At 62.3% G+C, this 19,284-nt stretch carries 21 protein-coding genes and 1 tRNA gene; 9 read left to right on the top strand and 13 right to left on the bottom strand.

All coding sequences use genetic code 11. The features are described from left to right. The first annotated feature begins 14 nt into the window (after window positions 1-14). Window positions 15-87 (top strand) — tRNA-Asn (locus M2368_RS07855). 162 nt (window positions 88-249) lie between these two features. Here the strand turns inward: M2368_RS07855 and M2368_RS07860 are convergent. Beyond that, window positions 250-1,077: a hypothetical protein gene (locus M2368_RS07860; RefSeq protein ID WP_498724319.1), complete on the bottom strand. Its 828-nt coding sequence runs from the start codon at window positions 1,075-1,077 to the stop codon at window positions 250-252. 337 nt (window positions 1,078-1,414) lie between these two features. Between M2368_RS07860 and M2368_RS07865 the strand changes: the two genes are divergently transcribed. The 5 genes from M2368_RS07865 (at window position 1,415) to M2368_RS07885 (ending at window position 7,054) form a co-directional block, all read left to right on the top strand. After that, the gene (locus M2368_RS07865) at window positions 1,415-2,224 is read left to right on the top strand and encodes a DUF4352 domain-containing protein (protein ID WP_498724320.1); all 810 of its coding nucleotides are present in this window, start codon (window positions 1,415-1,417) and stop codon (window positions 2,222-2,224) included. 284 nt (window positions 2,225-2,508) lie between these two features. After that, window positions 2,509-2,700 carry a hypothetical protein gene (locus M2368_RS07870; RefSeq protein WP_133833006.1) on the top strand — a complete coding sequence of 64 codons (192 nt, stop codon included), beginning with the start codon at window positions 2,509-2,511 and terminating at the stop codon, window positions 2,698-2,700. Continuing rightward, window positions 2,693-4,213 carry an ATP-binding protein gene (locus M2368_RS07875; RefSeq protein ID WP_498724321.1) on the top strand — a complete coding sequence of 507 codons (1,521 nt, stop codon included), beginning with the start codon at window positions 2,693-2,695 and terminating at the stop codon, window positions 4,211-4,213. Before M2368_RS07870 ends, M2368_RS07875 begins: the two co-directional genes overlap by 8 nt. After that, window positions 4,210-5,769 carry an SLC13 family permease gene (locus M2368_RS07880; protein WP_498724322.1) on the top strand — a complete coding sequence of 520 codons (1,560 nt, stop codon included), beginning with the start codon at window positions 4,210-4,212 and terminating at the stop codon, window positions 5,767-5,769. Before M2368_RS07875 ends, M2368_RS07880 begins: the two co-directional genes overlap by 4 nt. Before the next feature lie 58 nt (window positions 5,770-5,827). Beyond that, on the top strand, window positions 5,828-7,054 hold the full coding sequence (locus M2368_RS07885) for a glycerate kinase family protein (protein ID WP_134780869.1): 1,227 nt from the start codon (window positions 5,828-5,830) through the stop codon (window positions 7,052-7,054). Between the two features lie 44 nt (window positions 7,055-7,098). On the opposite strand, the gene M2368_RS07890 is transcribed toward M2368_RS07885, so the two are convergent. Then, window positions 7,099-7,473 (bottom strand): PH domain-containing protein, encoded by a 375-nt coding sequence (locus M2368_RS07890; protein WP_105661912.1) that lies wholly within the window; start codon window positions 7,471-7,473, stop codon window positions 7,099-7,101. A 136-nt stretch (window positions 7,474-7,609) separates the two neighbouring features. On the opposite strand from M2368_RS07890, the gene M2368_RS07895 reads away from it, so the two are divergent. Continuing rightward, window positions 7,610-8,266 carry a DUF6308 family protein gene (locus tag M2368_RS07895; RefSeq protein ID WP_146112926.1) on the top strand — a complete coding sequence of 219 codons (657 nt, stop codon included), beginning with the start codon at window positions 7,610-7,612 and terminating at the stop codon, window positions 8,264-8,266. 96 nt (window positions 8,267-8,362) lie between these two features. Here the strand turns inward: M2368_RS07895 and M2368_RS07900 are convergent, their stop codons facing one another. From M2368_RS07900 to M2368_RS07920, 5 genes are all read right to left on the bottom strand, one after another. Continuing rightward, window positions 8,363-8,800, bottom strand: a complete 438-nt coding sequence (locus M2368_RS07900; protein ID WP_105657220.1) for a 6,7-dimethyl-8-ribityllumazine synthase — start codon at window positions 8,798-8,800, stop codon at window positions 8,363-8,365. A 110-nt stretch (window positions 8,801-8,910) separates the two neighbouring features. Next, window positions 8,911-9,933 carry an LLM class flavin-dependent oxidoreductase gene (locus M2368_RS07905; protein ID WP_105657221.1) on the bottom strand — a complete coding sequence of 341 codons (1,023 nt, stop codon included), beginning with the start codon at window positions 9,931-9,933 and terminating at the stop codon, window positions 8,911-8,913. Window positions 9,934-9,988: 55 nt separating this feature from the next. Further along, window positions 9,989-10,741, bottom strand: coding sequence for an NADPH-dependent F420 reductase (locus M2368_RS07910; RefSeq protein ID WP_388024191.1), 753 nt, complete (start codon window positions 10,739-10,741; stop codon window positions 9,989-9,991). Window positions 10,742-10,757: 16 nt separating this feature from the next. After that, on the bottom strand, window positions 10,758-11,084 hold the full coding sequence (locus M2368_RS07915) for an ArsR/SmtB family transcription factor (protein WP_498724323.1): 327 nt from the start codon (window positions 11,082-11,084) through the stop codon (window positions 10,758-10,760). Window positions 11,085-11,188: 104 nt separating this feature from the next. Next, a complete protein-coding gene (locus tag M2368_RS07920; RefSeq protein ID WP_332486659.1) occupies window positions 11,189-11,482 on the bottom strand; it encodes a helix-turn-helix domain-containing protein in 294 nt (97 codons plus the stop codon). Between the two features lie 46 nt (window positions 11,483-11,528). On the opposite strand from M2368_RS07920, the gene map reads away from it, so the two are divergent. Continuing rightward, the gene (gene map / locus M2368_RS07925) at window positions 11,529-12,311 is read left to right on the top strand and encodes a type I methionyl aminopeptidase (protein WP_498724324.1); all 783 of its coding nucleotides are present in this window, start codon (window positions 11,529-11,531) and stop codon (window positions 12,309-12,311) included. A 21-nt stretch (window positions 12,312-12,332) separates the two neighbouring features. Here map and bioB read toward each other — a convergent pair whose 3' ends face one another. From bioB to M2368_RS07950, 5 genes are all read right to left on the bottom strand, one after another. Beyond that, the gene (gene bioB, locus M2368_RS07930; RefSeq protein WP_402472383.1) at window positions 12,333-13,565 is read right to left on the bottom strand and encodes a biotin synthase BioB; all 1,233 of its coding nucleotides are present in this window, start codon (window positions 13,563-13,565) and stop codon (window positions 12,333-12,335) included. Window positions 13,566-13,745: 180 nt separating this feature from the next. Continuing rightward, window positions 13,746-14,513 carry an ABC transporter permease gene (locus M2368_RS07935; protein WP_498724325.1) on the bottom strand — a complete coding sequence of 256 codons (768 nt, stop codon included), beginning with the start codon at window positions 14,511-14,513 and terminating at the stop codon, window positions 13,746-13,748. Further along, window positions 14,510-15,301: an ABC transporter ATP-binding protein gene (locus tag M2368_RS07940; RefSeq protein WP_498724326.1), complete on the bottom strand. Its 792-nt coding sequence runs from the start codon at window positions 15,299-15,301 to the stop codon at window positions 14,510-14,512. The genes M2368_RS07935 and M2368_RS07940 overlap by 4 nt, the downstream gene beginning before the upstream one ends. 1 nt (window position 15,302) lies before the next feature. Continuing rightward, window positions 15,303-15,674 carry a DUF1048 domain-containing protein gene (locus M2368_RS07945; protein WP_105657228.1) on the bottom strand — a complete coding sequence of 124 codons (372 nt, stop codon included), beginning with the start codon at window positions 15,672-15,674 and terminating at the stop codon, window positions 15,303-15,305. A gap of 2 nt (window positions 15,675-15,676) precedes the next feature. After that, window positions 15,677-16,021 (bottom strand): PadR family transcriptional regulator, encoded by a 345-nt coding sequence (locus tag M2368_RS07950; RefSeq protein ID WP_332486649.1) that lies wholly within the window; start codon window positions 16,019-16,021, stop codon window positions 15,677-15,679. A gap of 208 nt (window positions 16,022-16,229) precedes the next feature. On the opposite strand from M2368_RS07950, the gene M2368_RS07955 reads away from it, so the two are divergent. Then, window positions 16,230-16,877: a maleylpyruvate isomerase family mycothiol-dependent enzyme gene (locus M2368_RS07955; RefSeq protein ID WP_332486647.1), complete on the top strand. Its 648-nt coding sequence runs from the start codon at window positions 16,230-16,232 to the stop codon at window positions 16,875-16,877. A 54-nt stretch (window positions 16,878-16,931) separates the two neighbouring features. Here the strand turns inward: M2368_RS07955 and M2368_RS07960 are convergent, their stop codons facing one another. Then, complete coding sequence (locus M2368_RS07960) at window positions 16,932-19,280, bottom strand: GNAT family N-acetyltransferase (protein ID WP_498724327.1); 2,349 nt, start codon at window positions 19,278-19,280, stop codon at window positions 16,932-16,934. Window positions 19,281-19,284 lie beyond the last annotated feature (4 nt).

Here is a 19,284-nt window from a genome sequence, read left to right on the forward strand (position 1 = left end):
ATATCTCGTTGCAATCCTCCATAGCTCAATTGGCAGAGCATTCGACTGTTAATCGAAGGGTTACTGGTTCAAGTCCAGTTGGAGGAGCTTACAAGAAGGTTCCGGCTCGCATTCGCGAGTCGGAACTTTTTATTTTCGCCTGAAACCGGAATTCTGGCACCTAGCCCTGACTAGCCTCGCCAGGAAAAAGCCGAGTTAGGTAGCAGGGGCCAGTTGCCGGACCAGCGGCGGGTATTTTGCCTAGCGGACTCAGGCAGCCGGGTTCCACAAGCGCCGGGATTCCAGATACCAGAAATACGAGAAAAGGCTGATCTCGAACCATTCGACAATGAATAGGGCCTCCTGGATGCCCGCGGCCAGCAGGATCGGCCAGGCAATCAATCCGATGAGCATCAGCAGCAGGATGATTGCGTAGTGCAGCTTCTTGCCTCCGCTGGTGTCCATCGCGCACAGCGGCTTGTGGTCCAGGTGGCTGGCGATGGCGATGCCCATGGAGAAGATCAGCAGGAATGCAGCGCTGGCATGCACGCCGGCGAACTGCTTGCCTTCAACGGTCCGCCACAGCAGCAGCAGGGCAAAGCCGACCAGGAGCAGGGTGCTCAGCAAACCGAGCGCTTTGGTCGCGGTGCTGTGGAACAGCGCGCGGTGCGGAGCGCGGCTAGTCCTGATTCCCAGCCAGATGAATACCGAGCTGACGACGAGAACCGCAATAACCGATACCTGCACGGAGAAGATGAGCCGCCTCTGCTCGCCCAGGTGCAGCTGCGCCAGCGTTTCACCCAGCTTGGTGGGAACCAAGGCGACGAACATGGCGTAGAAGCCGGCCAAATTCAGTGCATAGTCCTCCAGCTCGTCTCCGGTGTAAACCACCAGCAGCACTCCGGTAGTCACCAGCATCGCAACGAACAAGTCCCGTGCTGGACCCAGGTAATAGGAACTCAGGGAGTCTTCAATGCGCTGGTTGGCAATGCCATAGATGACGATGGCAACGACAAGGAGCAGGGGTACCGCGAGCAGCATGAGGCGCACATAGCGCAATGTACTGCGGCCCGGGGAGTGTTCAAGGGAAGTGGCCATAAGTGCATTCTGTAATGAATCACCCAGGTTTTGCCAACGGGCCCGCCTAGCGCAGGAAAATTCCCGGGAGAATCGCAGGCATCGGTCCGCGGGCCAGATGCACCTGCTGGAACACCTGAATGGTGCACGTCAATCGCCCGCACTTGGCTTCCGGAAACTGCAGCTGCCTTGGGCAGCTCGGCTGGAGCCGAATCCGGGGCAAGCTAAATTGTCGGTAGGCACTGGCATGATTCTTGAAGAGTCAACAAAGACTCTTTTCGGCCGAAGTCCTCATCCGCTTGGGCTGATATCCGCCTCGGCGCCAGCGTGGCGCCGTCTTCACTCGAAGGAAGCTTTCATGTCTGTACAAAATCCGGTCGATCCGAACATGGTGCCACCGGCACCGCCTGCCAAGAGCTCAGCTGGCAAGGGCCTGGGCATTGCGGCCCTGGTCGTGGCCATCGTTGCATTGGCCCTGTGCTGGGTACCGATCGTCAACAACTTTGCCGCCGTGCTCGGTTTCATTGCTCTGGTACTGGGCATCGTCTCGCTCATTGTCGCTTCCAAGCGCCGTGGCAGCAAGGGCTTGGGCGTTGCATCGAGCATCATCGCCATCGTAGCCATCGTTCTTGTGTTCGTCACCCAGGCAGCCTATGTGAAGGCGATCGACGAGGTCGCCAACGGCATTGCCGACGCTTCCGACGGCGAAGTGGCGGCACCGGTTGAGATCATCGAGCAAGCCGAAGACGAAACACAGGTATTGGCCTTGGGGCAGGCCGCTGCTGTTGGCGAGTATTCGGTCAATGTCAGTGCGGTGAACCTGGATGCCGGCGCACAGATCGCCAAGGCAAATGAGTTCAACCAGGAGGCCGAAGGCCAGTATGTCCTCGTGGACCTTTCTGTTGTCTACAACGGAGAAGAAGAAGGCGACGCATGGCTGGACCTTAATCCAGAGCTGGTGGGCTCGGATGCAAGCATCTACAGCACCAGCAGCGCGACTGCGATCACCGCCAAGCCGGGCATGGACGTTCCTACCTTGGCCAAGGGCGGGAAGGGAAGCTACCAGGTGGTCTTCGACGTGCCGGCCGAGGCCGTAGCAGATGCGAAAATCCGCATGAGCGAAACGCTCTCATTCACTGACGACTCGGTGCTCTGGGCTGCGAAGTAGCTCGAATTCGCAGAGGTTCCGCTATCCCATCAGGGGTGGCGGAACCTCTTTTCTTTTGCCCTGGCGGCGAGGAAGCCCGCAGCTCGCGGATTGCGACCACAACATGAACACCGGAAATAGGAAGATCGGGAAAATTTTCAAGGAATTCCCCGCGCTGCCGGACCTCGGAAATACGCGAGAACCCGGGGCGATTCGCTCGCTCTCATTTGCTTCTCATGGACGCGCCATAATCCTCTCACCACCGCCTAATGCACCCCTCACAAGGGTCTTTTAATGTTCAAAGCATGAATCGCCGCATACTTCTCATCCTCATGGTGTTGGCCGTGCCAGCGGGACTGGCCGGCGCCAGCCAGGCACTTGCCGACAAGGCCAATCCGCCCATCCCGCATCAGCAGCCAATCATTGTCCAGCTCTCACCGGCTCCCGAGCCCGCTGCTGCACAAGCGCAAGCTGAGGAGCTGATCGCCAATGGCTGATATCCATGAGCACCAGGGATCAGCGGTGTCGGCACGGTTGCGCATTGTCGGGTGGATCGTGCTCACTACTGCACTGGCCCTGCTGGCCGTAACGGTTTCGATGCGTTCGATCATGTCCGGCCAAGTAGCCGAAGCTGCCAACGTGGGCATCGCGCAGGAAATCGAGGAGTTCCGGACCTTCGCCGCCGAGGGACTGGACCCGAAGACAGCTCGCCCGTTTTCCTCGATCGGTGAATTGATGGAACGCTATCTGGCCCGCCAGCAGCCGATGGCCGGCGAAGCGATTCTCGCGCAGGCCAATGGACGGGTGCTCACCGCAGGCACCGCAGCCAACCAGGCCGGGACCTGGCTGGCTGATGACCCCGTGCTCCTGGGCCGTATTCTCGATGACGCGAAGACCTCCGGAATCCTGGAGAGCAACCACGGGACGGTTCGCTGGGCGAAGGCCGAGGCCAAGGATGCCTCCGGAGCCAGCGGGGCGGGGCACCAAGCCCATCTGGTCGTCGCGCACTTCATTGGCGGGGCCCAGGAAGAAGCCAACCGGCAGGCAACCATGCTCTTCGGCGTGGCCGCCGGGGGACTGGCCTTGACCGCGGGGATCGCCTGGTTGGCAGCTGGGCAGATCATGCGTCCCATCCGCACCATGAGCGAAACCGCCGCCTCGATTAGCGCCAATGACCTCTCGGCCCGCGTTCCGGTTGAAGGACGCGACGACTTGGCGCAGCTGGCCAGGACACTGAATGCGATGCTTGACCGGGTTGAAGCTTCGCATCTGGCCCAACGCCACTTCATCGCCGAAGCACGAGAGCACCTGGGAAGCCCGCAACGCAAGATGGCAGCTGCCTTGCAGAAGCTCAACGAGGAAGAGGTGCCCCGGAAGCAACGCGGCAGGATCATCAGCACCGCGCAGGCGCACATTTCACTGATGGGGCAGACGCTTGCCGACCTGGAATTGCTGGCGCAAAGCTCGGACCCGGACTTCATCCAGCGCCGAATGGTGCCCGTCGGCGAAGTCACGGCGGACGTTGCCGCGGCAGCCGCCCGCCCGGGCGCCTACCCGGACCGCCGATTCCGCATAGCCGAGTCTGCCAAGGCCCAGGCGTGGCTGGATCCGCTGCGCGTTGCCCAGGCCATGCACCAACTGATCCAAAATGCTGTCGCGCATACCGAGGATGGAGAAAGCATCCGGATCGGTTCTGCCGCAGCAAAGGGCATGGCCAGCTTCTGGGTTGCCAACGATGGACCGGTGTTGGATCCGGACCAGGCCCGTGCCCTGCTGGAAAACTATCGCAGTGCCCCGGAAGCCGGCCAGCAAGGAACCGGCATGGGCTTGGGCCTGGCCGTGGTGAAAGCGGTCGCGCAAGCCCACGGCGGCACGGCCTGGGTGGAATCCGGAAACGGCAACGGAACCAGTTTCGGATTTTCCCTCCCGCAAGCTGATGCCGGACAAGGCATCCGCTGCGAAGAAGAATTCGCCCAATCCATGGCCAGCAGCCTGGGCGGTGAGTCATGAGCATCAAGCCAACCGCGCCACGCTCGGGATTCCGCTACACCGCCCAGCGGTCCACGGACCAAGCCGCGGAACAGGGCAACGCCGGTGCTGCACGAAACCGGTGGAGCAAGCAGAACGCAGCGCGAATCATCGCCGCACTGGTCTTGCTGGCCTTTCTCGGCTGGTGCGCCTACGGAGCCTTCGGCCCAGATGCGGGGACAGCGCAGGCATTGCCAGCCCAAGGGGCCCTGACCCTGGCGGTCTTCGCCTTGGCCATCTGGCTCTGGGTCTTCTCGCCAGTAGGCGATACCTTTATCGCCTTGGGCGCAGCAGTGGTGCTGGTGCTCATGGGCGTGCTGCCCGAAGCCGACCTGTTCTCCTCGCTGGGAGAAGACACCATTTGGCTCTTGCTGGCCGCCTTCGTGATCGCGGCGGGGATCACCGCCACGGGACTGGCTACCCGCGCCGCAGCATGGATAGCCGCAGGGGCGAACACCCCGCGGCAGCTGATCCACCTGACTACCGGCGTGCTGGTGGCTACCGCATTCGCGGTGCCGTCCACTTCCGGGCGCGCGGCCCTGGCCATTCCGGTCTTCATTGCCCTGGCCAAGGCGCTGGCGGATCGCCGCCGCATCGTCCTGGCCCTGTCCCTGGTTTTCCCCTCGGTTATCCTGCTTTCGGCAGTGGCATCCTATCTGGGCGCCGGAGCGCACCTGATCACCAGCCAGATCCTCGCCACCGCGGGCCATGAAGGATTCTCCTTCGCCGGCTGGCTGGTCTACGGATTGCCGCTGGCTTTCGTTTCCTCCCATCTGTGCGCCGAACTGGTGCTGTGGATGTTCACCCGCAAGGGGGACCGCGCAGAACCGCTGGCGGTGGGCATCGAGCGGCTGCAGCAGTATTCGCCGGTGCCGCTCTCGGGCCCGCTCACGGTGGGGCAATCCAGGGCAGCGCTGCTGGTCTCGGCTGTGGTGGTGCTCTGGTGCACCGAGCCCCTGCACCAGCTCCATCCCGCCATCGTGGCCCTGCTTGGTTCATTGCTGGTAGCCAGCCCGGGATACGGCTCTGTAGGCCTGGCCAAGGCATTGAAGGCGGTGCCGTGGTCGATGCTCATCTTCATGGCCGCGACCCTCACCCTGGGCACGGCGCTCGCCGGAAGCGGAGCCGCCGAATGGCTGGCCCGCAAGGTGCTTGGCCCCGTCGAGCAGCTCGGCGCTGCCGCACCCTGGGTCTTCACCGTCCTCGTGGTGGTGGTCTCTGCCGCGGCGCATCTGGTCATCCAGTCCCGTTCGGCCCGCTCAGCGGTGCTGATTCCGCTGGTGGTCTCGCTGGCCCCGGGCGTCGGGGTCAACGCGGTAGCCATTGCCCTGGCTTCCACCGCCGCCGCCGGTTTCTGCCACACCCTGACCAGCAGCGCGAAGCCGGTGAACCTGTTCTCCGAGATCGAGGGCATCGAAACCTATAAGCCGGCAGACCTGCTGCGCCTGAGCGCGGTGCTCGGACCGCTCATGGTCCTGCTGGTCCTGGTCTTCGCCTTCTGGATCTGGCCGGCCATGGGACTGCCGCTGTTCCTCTGAACCACCTCGTAGCTTCACATCTCATCGCATTCATCCTCACTGAAAAGGACAACGAATCATGGCACACGCACTTCCACAACGCATCCTGGTAGCCCCTTCCGGATTCAAGGAATCCCTCGACGCGGCGGCAGTCGCGGCGGCCATCGGCGCCGGGGTTCGCCGGGCCTTGCCCGGAGCCACGGTCAAGGCAGTGCCCATCGCCGATGGCGGCGAAGGCACCGCAGAAACCCTGGCATGCGCTACCGGCGGCCACCTGGTGCCAATGGCAGTCACCGGTCCGGTCGGCCAGCAAGTCGAGTCCCACTACGCCATGCTCGGTGGCGAAGCGGCCGGAACGGCAGTCGTCGAAATGGCCGCCGCTGCGGGCCTGCGGCTGGTTCCCCGCGACCAGCGGGATCCGGGAACCACCACCAGCTACGGTGTGGGCGAGCTGATCGCGGCCGCCATTGATGCCGGGGCCTCCAAGATCCTCGTGGGCTGCGGCGACTCGGGTACCTCGGATGGCGGCATGGGGGCATTGCAGGCGCTGGGTGCACGAATCCTTGATGCCAACGGCCATGAGGTCAAGGCCGGCGGCAACTACCTCGGATCGGTGGACCGGTTGGATCTGTCCGGCCTGCACCCGGCCCTGGCTGCCGGGAATGTCCGGATCACCATGGCGCTGAACCCGCACAATGTGCTGACCGGCCCGCGCGGAGTGGCCCGCGTTTTCGGTCCGCAGAAGGGGGCAACTCCGGAACAGGTCGAAATCATGTCAGCAGGTTTCGAACGCTGGGCCTCGATCCTGCGCCGCGATGCGCTGGAGTCCTCGCGCTCCACGGATTTCGCTTTGGCCCCGGGGACGGGTGCTTCGGGCGGGCTGGGCGCTGGCTTGGCGGCGGTGGGGGCGGTGCTCTTGCCTCGCTTCGAGGCGATCCTGGACTCGGGCTTGGCCGGCATCGATCTGGACTCGATGCTGCGCGGAGCGGATCTGGTCATCACCGCAGAAGGCGCCATCGACTTCCAGACGCCCAAGGGCAAGGTGCCGGCGGAGGTAGCACGGCGCGCGGCGCTGCATGGGGTGCCGGTAGTGGCCCTGGCAGGAACTCTGGGCCGCGGCTGCCGAGACGTGCACGATATCGGAATTGACGCCATTGCCTCGATCATGCCCATCCCGATGACGCTGCAAGAAGCAGTGGATGACGGGGAGCGGCTGCTGATCGAAGCGGCCGAACGCTTCATGCGCACCATCATCCTGGGTGCATCAATGGCAGCAGCCCGGCTCAGCCCGCGCGAGGCTTGGTAGCAGCCAGCGGTCGCGCCCTGAATAGGAACAGGCGTGCTGCCTTGCTAGAGCACGTAGGAGGCGATGAGCTGAGAGAGGGCCCGGACATCAACTTTGCCCTTGAACTCCAGACGAACTTTGCCCAACCCGCTGAACCACAGGTCCAGCTCCGCATCCAGATCGAAGGTTCCAGCTGTTTCAAGGGAGAACGACTGGACTTTCGAATACGGTAACGAGGTGTAATCCCGCTTTTTGCCGGTCATGCCTTGCACATTGACGGCGATGAGTCGCTTGTTGCTGAAGACCACGTAGTCGCGTGCACCCTTGAAAGCGCTTAGTAGCTCTTCGCCAGTGACCATCATGGGTACGATCTCCGGTGCGACTTGTGAAAGGTCCCATGGGCCCAATTTGAAGACAGAGGAATTATTGAAATCAATCATGTAAAGAGCGTACGAAGGATGAGGGACAAATAGGCGACGACTAATTTCCCGAATCATGGTTGAGAGCCCAACTTGTCGGTACTTTCAGGTACGGTGAAATAATCAAATCTTCAACCAACAATGGGGGTCAGCGTAAATGCAACTTCGATCAAAAGTAGACTTCAGCACTGCGGTAGAAGATGTAAGGGACTATTTCGGGACCATGGGAAACGGTCGGCCCAAGTATTCTGGATCGCGCTTTGAAACTCTGGGTGAAGGTGTCGATACTGATCCACATCGAATCACTGCGACCGACTTGGTGGCGGTATCGATGCTCTCCGTTGACGTGCCAGCGCAGGCTTCCTTGGGAATCCTCGAAACGCTAGCCGAGCAAATCAGAGAATTGCTGTCCCAGATTCCGCAGGACTTGAAGTTTGAGAATTTGACACCAGAATCATTCGAGAAATATCTCGCTGAGGGATCGCCTGCGGATAAATTGTGGTCGCTTCTACGGCAACATGAAGACCCTTGGAAGGTTGGACAAACCACGGCAAGCAAGATCATGGCTCGCAAGCGGCCGGACTTGATTCCGGTTTACGATTCGGTTGTCGAAGCAGTTGCCGGGATCAAAGGCAGTGGAGAACAGTGGATCGTTTGGTACTCAGCCTTCCACGACGGTTCTTCCGAGGCCGCGGAATTTGTAGACAAGCTCAGAGCGATCAGGGCTGAGGCTGGCCAACCTCACTTGTCGTTATTACGAGTTTTGGATATTGCATTATGGAAGCAAGGAAAGCGCGAAATAAGGCATTCGTAAATCGCGCCTAGGGCTTGGCCCAGAATCGGCTCAGGCGTGCTGCCTTGACCGTTGACAACGGCGTTCAAGGCAGCACGCCTGTTTTTCGCGTATTCCCTAGAGCTCGATAGCCGCCACGGCCTGAACCGCGCGTGCCGCCTCGGCGCCCTTCTTCAGGAAATGCTCGAAGTAGAAGCCCTGGTGCTCATCATTCGAGTGGAAGTGGTGCGGGGTCAGGCTGACCGAGAAAGTAGGTACATCGGTATCCAGCTGGACCCGCATCAAGCCGTCCACTACCGCCTGGGCAACGAAGTCGTGGCGGTAGATGCCGCCGTCAACCACGAGGGCTGCGGCTACCACTGCATCGTACTTGCCGGTCTTCGCCAGGCGCTGGGCCTGCAACGGCATTTCGTAGGCGCCGGGTACGCTGACGACATTGATGGTGTATTCCTGCCCGGAAGAATCCATCTCGGCCTTGAAGCCGGCCAGGGCCTGGTCGACGATATCCGCATGCCAGCTGGCCTTGATGAAGGCGACGTTCAATGGCTTGCTCATGAGTTGCTCCCTGATTCTGCGTGCAAATGTCTAAGTCTTTTGATCTACCCTAGTGGCGTGGGTCTCAATGGAATAAATGGGGAAGGGATCCGCGTAACGAATGAGCCGGTTCAGCGCCAGCCCATCAGCGGGGCCACGTGCTTGAGCACTGATTCGATGACGTGGGCGTTGTAGTCCACGCCCAACTGGTTTGGAACGGTGAGAAGGAGCGTATCCGCCGCGGCGATGGCTTCGTCTTCGGCCAGCTTCTTGGCCAGTTCATCTGGTTCCCCGGCATAGGACTTGCCGAAGACCGCACGGGTCTTCTCATCGATGTTGCCGATCTGGTCCGAGCTGTAGCGGTCACGGCCGAAGTACTGCCAGTCGCGCTCATCGGTCAGTGCGAAGATGCTGCGGCTCACCGAGACGCGCGGTTCGCGTGAGTGGCCGGCTTCCTTCCAGGCGTCGCGGTAGAGCTGGATCTGCTCGGCCTGCTGGACGTGGAAGGGCTTGCCCGATTCATCGTCCTTGAGCGTGGAGCTCTGCAGGTTCATGCCCAGCTTCGCGGCCCACACTGCAGTGGCATTGGATCCGGAACCCCACCAGATGCGTTCGCGCAAGGTGTCCGAATGCGGCTCGATGCGCAGCAGGCCCGGGGGATTGGGGAACATCGGGTTCGGGCTAGGCTCGGCGAAGCCTTCCCCGGAAAGCACCTCGAGCAGGCGCTCGGTATGCCGGCGGCCCATATCGGCATCCGATTCGCCCTCGCGCGGCTCGAAGCCGAAGTGGCGCCAGCCGTCAATGACCTGCTCGGGCGAACCACGGCTGATGCCCAGCTGCAGGCGGCGATTGGAAATCAGGTCGGCGGAGCCTGCATCCTCAGCCATGTACAGCGGGTTCTCGTAGCGCATGTCGATGACGCCGGTACCGATCTCGATGCGGCTGGTTCGCGCGCCGATGGCAGCCAGCAGCGGGAACGGGGAGGCGTATTGCTGGGCGAAGTGGTGCACGCGGAAATAGGCGCCGTCCGCGCCGAGCTCCTCGGCGGCGACCGCCAGATCGATGGCCTGCAGCAGGGCATCGGAGGCGGTGCGGGTGCCTGATTGCGGGTGGTCGGTCCAGTGGCCGAAGGACAAGAATCCGATGTTCTTCATGCTTGAGGCAACAAGTAGTCTCGAATGGTTATTCCAGTCCTAGCCTCGTGGTCTGCTAGAACTGGCGGGCGGCGACGTCGGCTCGATGCGCAGTGGCGAGCGCCTCTTCGAGCTGCGCGATAGTCACTGGCTGACCGCGATCGGCAAGGTGCGCGGAGTAGAAATTAGCGGGATCTTGGGCGTAGACGTGAGTGTAGCCACCGGATTCGGGCTCGGCGCGCCACGAATCAGCCAAGGTTCCGGCATTAACCGTGTCGAAGCCCAACGCTTGGACAAGTTCCAGCACTTCGGTCTTGGCAGCAAGGTCATCGCCATATATTGGCAACGCGGTCCTCGGAGCTGAATTGACCAGAAGCGGGATGTGATGCGCCACGATGTTGTTGAAGGCTTTGGTGATGCGGGCGCCGGGAAGGAGCGATGCTTCCAACTGCGCAGTAGTGGACTTCAAGGAATCGAGAACTTCTATGCGCCCGTCGCGGGATGGGTAGTAGTTGCCGGTGGATAGGACCGTCTTGTTGGCAAGCACCTGGGTTGGAAGGTCCGAATAAGCCGACAGCGGGATGGCCAACACGACGATATCGCCATATTCAGCGGCTTCAGCAACGGTTGCCGCGTGCGCGTTGTCGCCGAGTTCTTCCACCACGTCGGCGAGCGAGGCGGTGCCGCGTGAGTTCGCGATGGCCACGGTGGCGCCAGCGGCCACTGCTAGGCGAGCAATGGCCTGGCCGATATTTCCGCTACCGATAATCCCGATCTTGGTTGTGCTCATGGGTTGCTCCGAATTCTTATCTTGTGGTCGATGAGGTATCTAAGGGTGAAGAATTTTATGTGGTGCGGGCAAGTTCCTGGCGAACCGTATCCATGAGTCCAGGGAATCGATGATCCAGTTCTTCGGTGCGCAACCAGTTGCGGTGCCGGGTGCCATCAGCCTCTTGCCTGATCAAGCCGGATTCCCTGAGGATGCGCCAGTGCCGGGTGAGTGCCGACTTTGAGACACCAAAGTCCGAGCTGCTGCACGCGCCACCGGGGGTTGCGCCAATGTGTCCGATGATGGCGCGCCTGACCGGATCGGCCAGAGCGGCCATGATTTCGAATAGGTCCATGTCCTCTTCGGAGGGAATGGTTAGAGGTCGAGTGAGGCGGCTTGCCACGTTCATTTCCTTAACTCCGAAAGGCGTGCATGTACGCAAAAAAGTGTACATACTAGTTATGTACGCGTCAACTTGTACATGCAGAAGGGATCAGGCCCTGCGAATTAGCGGTGCGATAGCTGTGAGGGGTGAAGTGCTGGAGAGCCGCAGGTTTTCTGCGAGTTGATGGTTGACCAGATCTCATCGAGCGATAGGCTCAGCGCGGCCGCGACGGCGGCGATGGTGGAAAAAGCGGGAGTGGCGACGCGGCCGGTTTCGATTTTCCGCAGGGTTTCGGGGGAGAGGCCGGCTTGGATCGCGACGTCGAGGATTGTTCGTTCGCCGCGTGCCTGCCGAAGCAGCGCGCCGAGGTTCTTGCCCTGTTCGATTTCCCGGGCGGTAAGCGGCAGTCTGACCATAATGAGACCATTATACCGGTATTAAAATACCGGTATAGTAATTGGAATGATCGAGATTCTCACAGCCAGCGAAGTAGAGCGCGCCCGCGAGACCGGACGCCTTGTCGGAAACATCCTCAATACGCTCAAGCACCGCGTGCAGGTCGGCACCAATCTCTTGGAAATCGACGCCTGGACCAAGGAAATGATCGAGGAGGCCGGCGCGGTCTCCTGCTACGTCGACTACGCCCCGTCCTTCGGCAGCGGCCCCTTCGGCCATTACATCTGCACTGGAGTCAACGATGCGGTGCTCCATGGACTGCCTCGCGACTACCAGCTGGCCGATGGCGACTTGCTCACCCTGGATCTGGCCGTCACCTTGAAAGGCATCGCCTCCGACGCGGCGATCAGCTTCATTGTCGGCACGGCTGCGCGTGCAGAAGACCTGAAGATGATCGAGACCACGCAGCGCGCCCTGGCCGCCGCTATCGCCGAGGCGCGTCCCGGAGCCAAGATCGGCGACCTGTCCTTCGCCATCGGATCGGTGCTGACCGCCGAAGGGTACAAGGTCAACATGGAATTCGGCGGCCACGGCATCGGCAGCACCATGCATCAGGATCCTCACGTTTCCAACGACGGCCGCCGCGGACGCGGGTACACGCTGCGTCCCGGTCTTCTGCTGGCCATCGAACCGTGGGTCATGGCCGATACCAGCAAGCTGGTGACCGACCGCGATGGCTGGACCCTGCGCAGCGCCACCGGCTGCCGCACGGCGCACACCGAGCACACCATTGCCATCACGGAAACTGGCGCGGAGATTCTCACCCTGCCCACCGACCTCCCGGCATAGACGGAGGCCGCATGGCCGCGATCAGGCGTTCGGGCTTTCCCCGGTCCCGGCGCCGCGGCGGCGGAGCACCGGTTCGGCCGTGCCGGTGCCGCAGCCCGAGGAGGCGCTGCCGCAGGCCGGGGAAGCAACGGAGGTGCAGCACGATCCGCTGCACCCGCTGGCCCCGGCGTTGCCCGCATCCTCCGGCTGGCGCGAAGCATGGCCGGCGGCTTCGCGCAGCGTCCTGGCCAGCTGCGCCGGGTCCTGGCCTTCTTGGCCCAGGACCACGAACCCCGCGTCGGCAATCATCGCCAGGTCGGCTTTCGCATCCTGCCCTTCGCTGGTCAGATAGTCGCCGAGAAACAGCGAATTGGCCACTTCCAGGGCATTGGCCTGCAAGGAACGCAGGTGCATTTCGCGTCCGCCGGCCATCCGGATTTCCTTGTCCGGGCAGGCTAGCCGCACTACGGCCAGGATCCGCAGGCAGGCGCGCGGGGTCAGGTTCCAGGTGCCTTCCAGCGGGGTGCCGTCGAAAGGCATCAAGAAGTTCACCGGAATGGAATCGGCTTCCAGTGCGCGCAAGGCGAAGATCGCCTCGACCAGCTGCTCAGGAGTTTCGCCCAGTCCAACGATGAGCCCCGAGCAGGGGGAGAGGCCGGCGGACCTGGACTGCTGGACGGTGGAGACGCGCTCGGCGAAGCTGTGGGTGCTGCAGATTTCCGGGTAGAGGGACTCGGCCGTATTCAGGTTGTGGTTGTAGGCGTCGGCGCCGGCCTCCTTGAGCCGCTGGGCCTGCCCCTGCTTCAGGATGCCGATGCAGGCGCAGACCTCGACCTGCGGATGCGCTTCCTTCAATGCGCCGATCATGTCCGCGACGCGTTCCACATCGCGGTCTGTGGGTCCCTTGCCGGAGGCGACCATGCAGACCCGCGAGGCGCCGCCGGCGATGCCCAAACCTGCCTGGCGCACCGCTTCGCCGGGCTTGAGCCAGGTGTATTTCAGGATTTCGGCCTTGGAGCCCAGACGCTGGGAACAGTAGGTGCAGTCCTCGGGGCACAAGCCGGACTTCAGGTTGACCAGGTAGTTGACCTTCACGGTGTTGCCGAAATGCTTGCGCCGCAGCACCCCGGCCGCACTGACCAGTGCCGACGTCTGCGCGTCGCTGGTGGCCAGCAGCCCGAGGGCCTCTGCTGCGGTGAGCTGGTGGCCAGCGGAGATGCGTGCGGCCAGCTCGGTGAAATCTGCGGTGTCGGTGCGCTGCGCGGGGATGCTCATGGGTTCCTTCGCCTGGTTGGATGACTGCCTGCCAAGGTGCAGCCATTCTTGAACGGTGTTCAATTGCTGGCACCAATGTACACGAAAAGCCCCCGACTTGAACAATGTTCAAGTCGGGGGCTTGCTCTGCTTTCCACAGCAGTTGCAGACGGCGCGCGTCCCGTGCGGAGCGCCCGCCGCTCAGCTGGAGGTCTTGCTCCGGTAGATCCGCGTGGCCAGCGCCCAAGCCAGGATCAAGATGCCTGCCAGCCAGGCCAGGGCAATCCAGAGCTCGGAACCCACGGGTTCTTGCGACAGCAGGGCGCGCAGCGAATCGACGATAGCAGTGATCGGCTGGTGCTCGGCGAACCAGGCCACCGGCCCGGGCATTGACTCGGTGGGAACGAACGCCGAGGAGATGAAGGGCAGGAAGATCAGCGGGTAGCTGAAGGCGCTGGCGCCATCCACCGATTTCGCGCTCAAGCCGGCAAGCACCGCTACCCAGGTCAGGCTTAGGGTCACCAGGCACAGCAGCGCGAGCACGGCGATCCACGCTGCCATGGAGGCGGAGGAGCGGAAGCCCATGGCCAGGGCGACCCCCAGTACCAGCGCCAGGGACAGGAGGTTCGCCGCCAACGAGGTCGCCACATGGCTCCAGAGCACGCTGGAGCGGGAGATCGGCATGGAGCGCAGGCGCTGCACCAGCCCATCGCGCAGGTCCAGGAACAGCCGGTAGGAGGTGTAGGCGACCCCGGAGGCGATGGTGATGACCAGGATCCCGGGCAGCAGGTAGTTGATATACGGCCCGGTGGCGCTGGTGCCGATGGCCCCGCCGAAGACGTAGGCGAACAGCAGTATCATGGCCACCGGGGTGATGGCCGTGGTGATGATGGTGTCGGGGCTGCGGACAACGTGGCGCATCGAGCGCCCGGTGAGGATTCTGGTTTCCTGCAGTGCCGCGATGCTCATGGCTTGCTCCCTTCGGTTCGCTGGTGGTGGCCGATCAGTTCCAGGGGGATCTCCTCCAGGCTCGGCCGCTTGGCCACCAGCTCGGTGGTGGCCGGCGGCAGCAGGGCCTGGAGCTCGGCCAACGTGCCCTGGTGGATGATGGTGCCCTCGTGGAGGATAGCGATTTGATCGGCCAGGTGCTCTGCTTCATCCAGGTACTGGGTGGTGAGCAGGATCGTGGTGCCGGACTCGGCCAAGTCGCGGATCACCTGCCAGGTCTCGCGGCGCGATTGGGGATCCAGTCCCGTGGTCGGCTCATCGAGCAGGAGCACCGGCGGGTTGCCGGCCAGTCCCATGGCGATATCAAGGCGCCTGCGCATCCCGCCGGAGTAGGTTCCTGCGGGCCGGTCCGCTGCGTCGCAGAGGTTGAAGCGCTCCAGCAAGCCGTTGGCGATGGACCGCGGATTCTCCAAGCGGAGCAGCCGCGCGATCAGCAGCAAGTTTTCGCGCCCGGTCAGGACCTCGTCCACTGCTGCGAATTGCCCGGTCAGGCCCAGCGACCGGCGGACCTGGACCGGGTTCTCGCGCACTGCAGCTCCGCAGACCCGGGCGGTTCCCGCATCGGCGGGAAGGAGGGTGGCCAGGATCCGCACCAGCGTCGTCTTGCCGGCGCCATTGGAACCGAGCAAGGCGAAGATGCTGCCAGGCTGCACGGTGAAGTCCAGTCCGCGCAGCACGGGCAGCTTCTTGAATGACTTGACCAGTCCGGTGACCTCGATGGCCGGTTCCGGGGCCAATGCGGTATTCATGTCATTGCTCCTTCGATTCGTTCTCTGCTTCGGAAATGGTGTCGGCCAGGCGGGTGCGTTCCTTGTCGGTCCAGCGCTTGCCCCCGTAGGCCTGGGCGAAGTCATCGGCGAATTCCGCCGGGTCCTGGCCAAGCAGTTCGCGCAGTGCGGTGCCGTTGGCGGCTGCTCCTTCGAAGAGGTCGGCCAGGTCCGAATACATGGAGATCATCGTTTCGGCGTCGGTGACCCCGCTCTGGTTCAGCAGGTAGCGCTGCACTCCTGCAGCGGCCTTGGCATAGGGCTGGGGCAGGGCCTTGAGGCGTGCCATGCTCTGCTTGTACTGTTTCTTCTGCTCCAGTGAGCCGGTGAAAGCTTCAATCCATTTGGCGACCATGATCAGTGCCCTTTCTGCGGGGTGCTCGGGTAGGGGAGGTTGTTGATGCGGGAGACGAGCAGGTTCCAGGTGGTCCAGAAGTCGTCGAGCTGCTGCTTGCCGCTGGGGTTGAGGGTGAAGACCTTGCGGGGAGGCCCTTTTTCGGACGGGACTTTCTCCACCGAGACGAGGCCTTTCTGCTCGATGCGCACCAGCAGCGCGTAGATGGTTCCCTCGGCCAGATCGGTGAAGCCGCGTTCGCGCAGTTCCGTGGTGATCTCGTATCCGTAGGCCGGGCGTTCGGCCAGGATCGCCAGGACGATCCCTTCCAAGGTGCCTTTGAGCATCTCGGTCATCTGTGTGGCCATGCTGCACCCCTCTCTACTTAGTGTCATTGAGTACAAGTAGATAGTAGAACTAAGTAGCGGTATTTAGCAATACTTAGTACCAAGATTTTCCAGATATTTTTCGTGGCTTTGGAGAACCGCCATTTGACCAGTGGCAAGATGGCGCAACCGGAAATCCGGTATGCTCCTGGAAGCTGAGCCGGTACTGGATCTATGGGGATGAGGCGCCATGAAGGATGCGAGATGGCATTGGGAGCTGGTCCATGCCGAGCGTGCGCGGTTGGCAGGATTGCTGGGCAGCTTGGCTCCGGAGCAGTGGAACGCCCCATCGCTATGCGCGAACTGGCAGATCCGCGATGTGGCGGCGCACCTGGCGGCCGCCGGATCCACTTCGACCGCCCGCTGGCTGGTGAATATGGCTCGTTCCGGATTCAATGCCGACCGGCACAACGAGCGGCTGCTGCGCCCGCAGCTCGGGGACGGCGCCCGGCAAACGCTGGATAATTTCAATCGTTCTGCCAGCAAGTCCATTGCCCCGCTGAACTCGGTGGCCGGTTTGCTGGGCGAAGTGGTAGTGCACGGTCAGGACATCGTCCAGGCACTCGATCTGATCCTGCGGCCTGAACCCACGGCACTGCGAGCGGTGGCAGGATTCTTCGCCTCCAAGGACTTCGCAGTCAATAGCAGCACCCTGGTCAAGGGGTTGCGGATGTCGGCGGTGGACGACGCTTTCAGTTGCGGGAACGGTCCCGAGGTGCGTGGCGAACTGCTGGATCTGGTCCTGGCGATGGCCGGAAGGGAACAGGTCCTCCCGCGGCTTCAGGGCGCAGGGGTCGGCGAGCTGGCACGCAGGATCACGGCACAGCCGCGGAAATAGCAAGCATCGCGCCGCACGATGACTGTACGGCGCGATGCTGGGGAAGCCGGCAAATCAGCCAGCGGGAATGAGGGCGGTGGCCAGCGGGTTCTCCAGATCGCCTGCGTAGAGCAGACCTCCGGACTGGTCGGCGAGATCCAGCATCTGCTGGTTGTTGCGCAACTGCAGGCGGTTCAAGCACGACAGCGGGAAGCTCTGCGCGAAAAGTCCCAGCTGATCAAAGCGTTCAGCGAACTGCGGATGCTGCCCGCGATAATCCAGCAGCCGTTGAACTACGGTCTGCCAGAAATCTGCTTCGGAAAGCAGTTCTTCGGCATCCAGCAGCGGCGCGAGGAAGCGGAAGAACGAATCAAAGACATCCGTGAAGACCGACAAAACCGGATCTCCACCGGTGCGTACCCGGCGAATCTCCTCCGGGAGTTCCACCCGGTCCGAGAGCACGGCAATCTCTTCGCCCAGATCCTTGAGCAGGACCTTCTTCACAGCACCGTTCTCAAGCACCATGATCACGTTTTCGCCATGCGGCATGAACACCAAATCATAGGCAGCCAGGCAATGCACCAGCGGAATGAGGTAGGCATCGAGGTAACGGCTTAGCCAGTCGGCCGGTGCTAGCCCGCTGCGGCGAATGAGGGCGCCGGCAAAGGACCTGCCGGACGCATCGACATGCAATAGGCTGGCCATCGTAGCCAACTTTTCTTCCGGGCCCAGCAGGCTGATCGGGGACTCCCGCCACAGCGCAGCCAGCATCTTCCGCTGCGGATCGCTCTTGCCGGTGGCTGCTTCGAACTGCGGGTTGCGGTAGCCTACGGCCGCAATTTCACGCAGCAGGGCGACCGGCTGGATCGAGAGCACCGGGTCCTTTGCGAACAGCTCGCCCAACCACTGGTTGATCGCGGGAGTCACCTTCATGTACTCGGCACTGAGCCCGCGCATGAACCCCATATTCAAGATCGACATTGCCGTCTTGACGTAGTGTCGTTCCGGGTTGGACAGGTTGAAGAAGGTACGGATCGACTGCTGCGCCTGGTACTCGTCAACGCTGGTGCCCAGCCAGATCAATTGCTTGCGGGCAATATCATTGGCGAACGTGATCGACAGGCGGTTCTCCCATTGCCAAGGGTGCACCGGAATGAAGATGTAGTCCCCGGCTGCATAGCCGGTGCCGAACAAGGAGGCCTCCAGGGCCGCATCCAAGCGCTGGCGCTCGGCTGGATCCAGCTCGGCGGCCAGCAGCCCTTCGTAATCCAGCGAATCCACGGCGTCGAATTGTGCTCGGGACTTGTGGGCGGCAGCCCAGCCAAGGTGCAGGGCGGAACCGGTTTCGGGGGCGTACCTCAGGTAGTCGGTGCGCCCGATGCCCATTCTTCCGTTGTTGGCTATGAAGCACGGGTGGCCCTCGGTCATGGAAGATTCGATGAGCTGGAAGGACTGTGCGGCTGTGCCGTCGAACCGGGCCAGCTGTGCTGAATTATGGGTTGCATGAACCTGCTTGTAGCAGTGGCTGGCCAGCGTGGATGAGAGCTCTTCAAGGTAGGTGGGCAGCTGCACCGGGGAAAGCGTGAGTTCCTGGCAGAAGTGGGTGATGAACTCAATGGCGTCCACCTCTGCCTGCTGCCAGCTGCCGTCAACGAAGTGGTGGTGTTCCACGGACTGCGGTGAAACCAACCAGTGGTTCAGCTGGTACCGCTGGGCGCTGAAGCTGTAGCGGTGGGCATCCTTCTGGACTGAGTAGCGGTTTTCTCCATGGCCGGCAGGCTCCAGGAGGCGCTCATGCGAAAATTCGCCTAGGGCTTTGGCCAAGACATGGCGATTGGCGATGTCCCAACGTGCAGGGGAGAGGAATGAGGATTCCAAGCCGCGGCCGGTAGCGGTTTCGAAGTCCTGGCGAGTGCAGATGGACAGAAGTGCCTGCTTGATTGAGCCGTCTGCTTCGGAGAGCTCCACTGGACGTACCGGGCGGAAGCCAACTCGGGCATTCAGGGCATGGATGGCTTTGTTGCGCAGGTCAGGTTCCACGATGATTCGTTCGGTTCCGGGCAGGGCGAAAGCCTGGACCATGGCCGAGGAGAGAGCTTCGAGGGTGAACCCAGGCTGCGGCTCGGTGGCTGCCGGAGCCAGGAAGTGCAGTCCACGGTCGCCGCGGACGCAGTTGTATGCATCGGCCAGGGGCGATGCTGCGGGGTCGTAGAGCTCGACAAGGAATTTCTCGTCCCCTGATGCGTCGATGCCGAAGAGGACTTCGTAGCCTGGGGTGCCAAGCAATGTGCGGTATTCTGCTTCGATTTCCTTTTCGGTTGCGTTGGCCATGCCCCAGAAGGAGGCACGCGCGGTGGCAATCCACGAATGCAGCAGCGCAGTATCCCCGGGCAACGTCACGGAACGGAAAGTGTAGTTGGTCATCGGA

The sequence above is a fragment of the Arthrobacter sp. JUb119 genome, from assembly GCF_024807995.1.
Taxonomy (GTDB): domain Bacteria; phylum Actinomycetota; class Actinomycetes; order Actinomycetales; family Micrococcaceae; genus Glutamicibacter.